The sequence below is a fragment of the Metabacillus sp. YM-086 genome, assembly GCF_048059995.1.
GTDB classification, from domain to species: domain Bacteria; phylum Bacillota; class Bacilli; order Bacillales; family Bacillaceae; genus Metabacillus; species Metabacillus litoralis_B.
On the sequence record NZ_JBLUOI010000130.1, the window covers coordinates 1 to 8094 of the forward strand.

At 35.4% G+C, this 8094-nt stretch carries 7 protein-coding genes and 1 pseudogene; 2 read left to right on the forward strand and 6 right to left on the reverse strand.

Annotation, left to right across the window (positions count from 1 at the left end):
• Positions 1–216 precede the first annotated feature (216 nt).
• A complete protein-coding gene (locus ACEWK1_RS26595) occupies positions 217–1875 on the forward strand; it encodes a methyl-accepting chemotaxis protein (protein ID WP_416636821.1) in 1659 nt (552 codons plus the stop codon).
• Positions 1876–1943: 68 nt separating this feature from the next.
• Here the strand turns inward: ACEWK1_RS26595 and ACEWK1_RS26600 are convergent, their stop codons facing one another.
• The 6 genes from ACEWK1_RS26600 to ACEWK1_RS26625 form a co-directional block, all read right to left on the reverse strand.
• Positions 1944–2963, reverse strand: a complete 1020-nt coding sequence (locus ACEWK1_RS26600; protein WP_416636822.1) for a two-component system sensor histidine kinase NtrB — start codon at positions 2961–2963, stop codon at positions 1944–1946.
• A gap of 143 nt (positions 2964–3106) precedes the next feature.
• Complete coding sequence (locus ACEWK1_RS26605; RefSeq protein ID WP_416636823.1) at positions 3107–3319, reverse strand: hypothetical protein; 213 nt, start codon at positions 3317–3319, stop codon at positions 3107–3109.
• Positions 3320–3511: 192 nt separating this feature from the next.
• Positions 3512–4522, reverse strand: coding sequence for a sodium-dependent bicarbonate transport family permease (locus ACEWK1_RS26610; protein ID WP_121663565.1), 1011 nt, complete (start codon positions 4520–4522; stop codon positions 3512–3514).
• Between the two features lie 132 nt (positions 4523–4654).
• Positions 4655–5020 (reverse strand): DUF2294 domain-containing protein, encoded by a 366-nt coding sequence (locus tag ACEWK1_RS26615; protein WP_121663566.1) that lies wholly within the window; start codon positions 5018–5020, stop codon positions 4655–4657.
• Between the two features lie 304 nt (positions 5021–5324).
• Positions 5325–6260, reverse strand: a complete 936-nt coding sequence (locus ACEWK1_RS26620; RefSeq protein ID WP_212135859.1) for a metallophosphoesterase — start codon at positions 6258–6260, stop codon at positions 5325–5327.
• Between the two features lie 240 nt (positions 6261–6500).
• A complete protein-coding gene (locus ACEWK1_RS26625) occupies positions 6501–7370 on the reverse strand; it encodes a cation diffusion facilitator family transporter (RefSeq protein WP_121663568.1) in 870 nt (289 codons plus the stop codon).
• A gap of 233 nt (positions 7371–7603) precedes the next feature.
• On the opposite strand from ACEWK1_RS26625, the pseudogene ACEWK1_RS26630 reads away from it, so the two are divergent.
• Positions 7604–8094: pseudogene (locus ACEWK1_RS26630) on the forward strand (hypothetical protein); the annotation flags it as partial.

Consider the following 8094-nt stretch of genomic DNA (forward strand, 5'->3'; position numbering starts at 1 on the left):
TTATCCCCCCAATAAAATGTATATATGTCGTAATTCAATTATAATTCATATGTCCATTATAAGGGGGTTGAGCACTGTCACTTCCCGAATTTTGTCGACACCACACTCAAAATAAAACTTTAAGGTTCCTTTAAGGTTCTTCCGTAATAATAGAGCCATAGAAAATACAACTTTAGAAATAGTCATTATTTACTACGACATAAAGGAGAACTACAAATGAAGATTACAATTCAACAGAAAATAATGTCCGGCTTTTTACTACTCGCTATCCTAATCGGGATGGTGTGTGCGCTATCTTACTATCAGATTTCTAAAATCAACTACTCCTATTCCGTATTAGTTGAGCAGCAATCAACTAATTTAACTAGTATTAAAGATATCCAACTCTACGCCTCCCGCTCCATTGCAAGCTTGAGAGGTATGCAATCTAATGGAACAGACAATATGGAGTTTTTTCAAACTTCTCTTGATCAGATAACCGAACAGGTAAACAACATAGAATCTGACATACATAATCAAGAAGCAAAAGAACTTTTAACAACTATCACTTCCTTAAAGGAACAAATTATGGAGCAGGTTCAAGCAGAGCAAGCTACTGAACTTGTTGAAGAAGAAATTATTCCATTAGCGATACAAATCGAAGAAGCAGCAAATAGAATCGTTGAAATCCAAACAAAAGAAATGCAAACTGAAACAACTTCAAATACGGAAATGGTTTCTTCTGTTAAAAACATGATGCTAGTATGGAGCCTTATTTCTCTGCTTCTGGCCATCTTAATCGGCATGTTCATGTCCCGTATGATTACTCGTCCTATTTCTTTATTAGTAGAAGGAGCTAAAAAAATTGCTTCAGGTGATTTAACACAAGAGGACATTGGTGTGAATAATAGCGATGAAATCAGTGAATTGGCAAATTCCTTTAATATCATGAAGCAAAATCTTCAACAACTCATTGATGAAGTACGCTTGAATGCACAACAGGTTTCGGTAACCTCGGAAGAATTATCTGCAAGTGCCGATGCTACGAATCTCGCAACACAACACATTACTCTTGGGATGCAAGAGGTTGCAGTAGGAGCGGAAAAACAAGTTAGCACAGTTATTCAATCAGTTGAAAGTGCTGAGGAAATTACAAAAGGAATGAATAAGGCAACTGAATCCATTCAGTCTGTAGCTAATTTAACGATTGTGGCAAATGAAAAAGCAACATTAGGTAACGATGTAGTTAATAAAACAATTGATCAAATGAAACTGGTGCAGGATTCCGCAATGGAGTCTGCTGAAGTTGTTCATACACTAAGTAATAAGTCTAAGGAAATTGGCCATATAATTGAATTAATAACAAAGGTTGCAAGTCAAACCGACTTACTTGCGTTAAATGCTGCCATTGAAGCAGCTCGTGCAGGTGAACAAGGAAAAGGGTTTGCAGTTGTAGCAGATGAGGTTCGAAAATTAGCTGTGCAATCCGCAGATGCAGCAGGTCAAATTCGTCAACTTATTGAAGAAATACAAGAAGAATCCGAAAAAGCGGTAAGATCTATGAATAATGGAACAGATGTTGTAAAAGAAGGGTTAAAGCTAGTAAGTCAAACCGGTGAATCATTCCAAAACATTGTTGGAGCGATCCAACAGGTAGCAGCTGAATCACATGAGGTGGCTGCTATTGTGAATCAAATTCACTCAAATACACAAATAGTTACAGAAGGAATGAAAGAAGCAAGAGATATTGTTGAACAATCCTCAGTAAGTATCCAAAACGTTGCAGCCTCTACTGAGGAACAAAACGCAACAATGGAAGAGGTCTCTTCATCAGCTGAAGGATTAAGTGAAATGGCACAAAATTTATATAAAGTGATAAATAAGTTTAAAGCTTAGAAGTGTAAAAAGATCATCACTCTTTATTAAGTGATGATCTTTTTACATACCAATTTCCCGATCTTTTCTTAAAGAATCGGCAACATAATATAAAAACACGTTCCTTTACCTTTCACGCTATCAATATGTACCTCACCTTGATGCTGATGTACAGTCGTGAATACTTGTGTTAATCCCATTCCTGTTCCATCTGGCTTTGAAGAGAAAAACGGTGTTCCAACTAGTCTTATTTCTTCCTTCTTCATTCCTACTCCAGTATCAGATATCACAATATGAACCACCTGATCTTTCACAAAATGTTTAATCGTTATTTTCCCTTCACCTTCGATTGCTTCGATTGCATTTTTGATTAAGTTAAAAAATGCTTTTACAAGGATATTCTTCTTTCCCATAAACACTTGTTGTCTATCCTTAAAATCTGTATGAATCTCTATATTATATAACTGTTCCTGAAACATAAAAACAATCGAATCAAGCTCTTGGCACAAACGGATTGGCACACGAGCCTCATCTATTAAGTCCGGCTTCGAAACCTGCAATAGATTGTTAAGTGTAGATAACGCCTTATCTAACTCGCTTTCGATTGTTTCTAAATAGTTATGCTCTACTTGTTCCTTAAGTAGCTGGGTAAACCCCTTTACAGCAGTAAGCGGATTTCTCACTTCATGTGCTATTCCTGCGGAAATTTGTCCGATTGAAGCCAGTTTATCATTATGTGATAATAGCTTTTCCGCTAGTTTTTGTTTTGTTATATCTCGTATGTAAATCAAAGCCAGCGTTTTATCAGAGAGATTATATGGGATAGCTTTTATTTCAACATCAATGATTTCTTTTGTATATGTTACTAACTTCTGTTCCATTGCCTCAGCTGTTTCATGAAAGCTAAATACTCTGTTTAACCTTTGACTGCATACTTCATGATAATCAGGATGAAGGAAATCTTTTAGATCCTTCAGTTTTTCAGGTTCACAATTAAATAGCTGAAGAGACGTTTGATTATAATAGACTATTTTTCTATTTTGATCTAACAATAAGATACCGCTTAACGCCTGGTCTACTATTTTCTGAAAATCAATGTGATTGGTCATTGTAGGTTCCTCATGAGTGTTTTCCTTTTATTGTATAGTAAATAGTATAAAAATTCAGCAAATAATACACAAAAAAACACTCACCTTTAGAAAAAGGAAAGCGCTATTAGTTCAAATTTTATTTTCCTCTAAAAGTCTTGCCATCAAAGTACTTTTTGCTTCTTCTTAATCTCTTTATGATTCATGCCGCGATTTTTCATTTCCCATTTCACTAAAGATAGGTACTTCTTAATTTCAATCACTCTATTCAGATCATAAAAAGATCCTCTACTTTTATGTACTTTTAATTGTTTCTTATATTTTAAATACATACAAGATAACTCATTATTATTAATTGTACTTAGCTCTGGTCCCATCCACTTCACCCTATAGAAAAATTCCTTTCTCATTATGAGCGAAGAATGGTTTTAATTCAAGAGATTTATTCTTTATTTTTAATCCTTCATGAAATGAAAATTCTACTAATGCGGAAATAGCAAAGGGCTATAACCTAACAACGGTTTATAACCCTTTACCTTTTCCTTCCTCTTCATCATCATTAAATCCTCCTAAATTTGTACCATCTGTGATAATTGATAATAAAACGGAATACCAACTATTAAATTTAACGGAAACGTTACACCTAAAGATAAGCCTAAATAAATAGAAGGATTTGCTTCTGGAACTGAAGCTTTTAATGCCGCAGGTGCTGCAATATAAGAGGCACTTCCCGCTAAAACACCCATTAAGGTTGTTCCGCCTAACGAAAGTCCTATCAAGCTACCAAGCAAAACACCTAACATTCCAAAACATAATGGAGTGATTAATCCGAAAAACAATAACTTAATGCCATGTTTTTTTACTTCTGGTAGTCGCTGACCTGCAACTATTCCCATATTTAATAGGAAAAGGATAAGAACACTGTTATATAAATCCATAAATAATGGTTTAACCGCTGGAACTGCCTGTTCACCAAGTACTACACCGATGCCCAAACTTCCAAGCAAAAGAAAGATACTTTTCCCAAAAATACTTTCTCTTAGCACTTCCTTATCAATCATTCTGACAGATAAAGGCACAATCCCAATTCCCTGTGACGATAAGCTCGGAGATGAGTCTTTTTTCTCTATTATTTTTAATAGAAAAATAGAAACTAAAATTGCCGGACTTTCCATAATCACAACCATTGCATTCATAAATCCCTCATAAGAAGTTCCATTTTTCTCAAGAAAAGAAATGGCAGCCCCATATGTCACAATACTAATTGACCCATATGTTGCAGCTAACCCTATTGCGTTTTTTAAGTCTAATTTCATAAGTCTACCAATCATCAGCGTGATAATTGGAATTAAAATACCTAGAAATAAGGTTGCCATAATCGGTTTAATAACTGACCCAATCGTATAATGAGATAATTCAATTCCTCCCTTTATCCCTATGGCAATTAATAAATAAATACTCAACGCTTCACTTAATCCACTCGGAAATTTCAAATCTGATTTTACGATTGCTGCTAAAATTCCTAGTACAAAAAATAGCACAACCGGCGAAAGTAAATTTTGTATGATAATATCTGACATCCTCTTCTCCCCCTTTTCGTCATTCTAATAAAAAAACCGACAACTTAAGGGAAATGGTATGGCCCATTTCATCTTAAAATTGCCGGTTTCCTTTCAACTAAGCTACATGCTTTTTTGAATGACTCCCACTATTTATTTCTCAAAAGTTTCCTCAAGATTACGATTCAGCTTGAACAGCATCATTCGTTCACCTGTTACGGTGCTAACATCTGTGTGAAAGCTTTTTATTTTTTCTCCAGTAATAGTAAATATGATTTCACCTAATGTTTCGATCCCTGACTCGACTAAATCGGAACGAGTTCTCTTAATCGATTGCATTCCTTCCTTTGTTTTACAAAGGGTGATCTCTGCTGGTGCCAACACTCCTCTTAAATTCACAATAATCATGTCCCGTAATATATCTGTTTTCACAGAAACGGAACCACGCCCAAGAAAGTCCTTTTCCCACTGTGTTAACGCCCTACTTATTTCAGATTCGATGAAACCCTTTGACTTCATATTTCCACCTTCTTCCTAATAAAAAAATCGGTATACTCCCTAACATCGTCATCTTGTTAAGAAATATACCGATTTATCTTCACCTTAGATCAAATGAATAGGTTCATGTCTTTTTCATATAATCAATACATTTATTAATCATATGCTAAAGCAATTCCTTCATTTAGAACAAGTTGGATCTATCGGAAATTAAATTTATATATAATTTACTGGTATCTGATCAAAAAGTCAATACATTTTTTTCGAATGATTAAGATTAAGTGTAAATAATCGAGCTTGAAAGAAACCTTAATCATGTTAAAAACTATTTTTCAAACCGAAGTACACGGTCCTGCTCAAGTCCATAGCCATCAATAAAAATACGATCTTTATAGATCTCAATGATTGAATAAGTGTTTGTGTCAGCAGTTTCAAGCATTCCTTTAAGATTCACATAATGAATGCCATTTTTTTCACCATAATTGCCTGCATGATTATGCCCATTAAAATAAGCAACAACATTTCCAGAGGACTCAAGCTCTTTGATCACAGCTTCATCGTTCCAAATATTATGTGAATTCTCTGGATAAACTGGCATATGGGAAAATACAATGACTTTTTCATTTGCTTTTTTAGCCTTTTTAAGGACATTTTTTAACCAATCTAATTGTTCTTCACTAATTCCGCCGTTCCATGTTTGTGCATTAATATCACCTTTTGCCTTGATTGAATCATACATTTCTTGAGCCTGCTGGTACTTTTCAGATCCTTTTGGATTTGCATAAAAACTAAGATCATTTGAATCAAGTACAATGAAACGCCAATTTTTTTGCTTAAAATCATAATACTGATTTTTCATACCAAGTCGTTCAACAATTGTATCTGAGGGCTCAGGAAAATCATGATTTCCTAAAACATGATATTTCTTTCCTTCAATCATCTCATATACTGGCAAAATTTGATCAAAACTCGACATATCCCGATCGATTAAATCTCCAAGCTGAATGGTAAAGCGTAGTTTACGTTCATTAAACGTTTGGGCCGCATCTGCAAGCTTCTCCAAAGAATTTCGGTAGTATTTTGTTCCTGATGGATCACAATCACAATATTGGGCGTCAGGGACAACACCAAACTCAATTTTAGGCTTGTCTACATTCTTGGCAAAAGTTGAACCTGGATACATTGCAAAAATACCAGCAGTTAACACTAACACTGAGCTTAGCCCTTTAATCGCTCCTTTAAACTTGTTACCTTTCTTCATTTTACTAGATTCTCCTTTCAAAATGGTTATGAATTCCAATTTCACTCCTATCATAACTAAATATTTTTGAAAGAAGCTAAAGTTAATCAAATCTTTATTGAGTCTTTAAATTTTTACATACCCGTCAAAAAAATGTAAATTTATGTATGAAGAAAGACACTTTCACTTTGGTTTTAATAGGATAATAGGTGTACGATTTATAACAAAAGAAGCCGCTCTTCACTCGAAGAACAGCTCCCATTAATTCGGTTCAACATGAATATGAACATCATGCACACCGTATTCAATAATCATCATTTTTTCAACCATTGTCGCAATATCATGAGCCTTCGTAATATTCAATGAGGAGTTAACAAGAATTACCACATCTATCACTTCATTGTTTCCGTAATTTCTCCCCTTTATTTGCTTAATCCCCTTTACTCCATCTACCTTTAAAATAACTTCCTGATACAAGCGTAATTTATCTTGATCAAATCCGTCTGAAAGTTCATGTGAAGATTGCCTAAAAATGTCCCAGGCTGTTTTACATATTATTATGCCAACAATAATGGCAGTAACCGTATCTAACCACGGCATATTTAGTTGAGAACCAATGATCCCAACGGCAGCCCCAATACTGACCCAAGCATCTGATAAATTGTCCTTTGCTGCAGCCATCACGGCACTACTATTAATGTTTTCAGCTAATCTTTTGTTATAACGATAAACAAAATACATCACGAGTGCAGAGAACATACCTACATATGCAGCGATCACATCTGGTGATTCTTTTTCACCTTGGAAAATAGACAACATACCATCAAACAACACTTGCACCCCTACTGCTGCCATAATAAAGGAAGCCAGCATCGAGGCAATTGTCTCACTTTTCCAGTGTCCATAACCATGATCCTCATCAGGAGGTCTTTGTGAAAGCTTAAGACCAATGAGAACGGCAATAGACGCGATCACATCCGTTGAATTATTCAATCCATCTGCCTTCAATGCATCCGAGTTACTTATGTATCCAATGACAAGCTTTAAAACCGATAAACATATATATGCAACGATGCTAATAATAGCACCACGTTCGCCAAGTTTTAGGTTCCGATATTTTTCTTCTTCCATCACAAACCTCCTTATCGCCTTTCATATCATAGCAACAACAAATCGGGTGGGTCTAGAGCAACCTTTTTGCCTGCTTTTATATAAATATGAAGGGCGAAAGAATGTTGAGTGGAGGAAATTTAAATGGATTGAGAAAACAATATTTTAAGGTTGAATTAAGGTTCGTCTATCATAATAAATCTTGCAAAACCAACAAGCACTCTAACAATAAATAATAGAAAGGAATATGCCAAATGAAAAAAATTTCAGGATTAATCTTAACAGGAGTTTTAGCATCTTCCATCGCACTAATCGCGGGCTGCTCATCTGATGCAGAAACAACACAAACTGAAGAAACGACAACACAAACAACAGAACAAGCTCCTGAACAGCCAGCAGGAAATCGAATGGATATGTTCGCAGGCTTAGATGAAGAAACAAAGGCAAAGGCTGAAGAAATCATGATTCAAATGAGAGAAGGAACCATCACTAGTGAAGAAGCTGAAGCACAATTAGCTGAGTTAGGTGTAGACCTACCTATAGGTGGCGGAGCTGGTGGAGGCCCGGGCAGCAATATGTTTTCTAATCTTGATGAAGAAACCCGAGCTAAAGCGGAAGAAATTATGAGTGCAATGAGAGAAGGTACGATTACAAGAGAAGAAGCTGTAGCACAATTGGCTGAGTTAGGAGTAGAAATGCCAAGTATGCCTGAAATGCCTGATACATCAGAAACGTCTGAAGATAC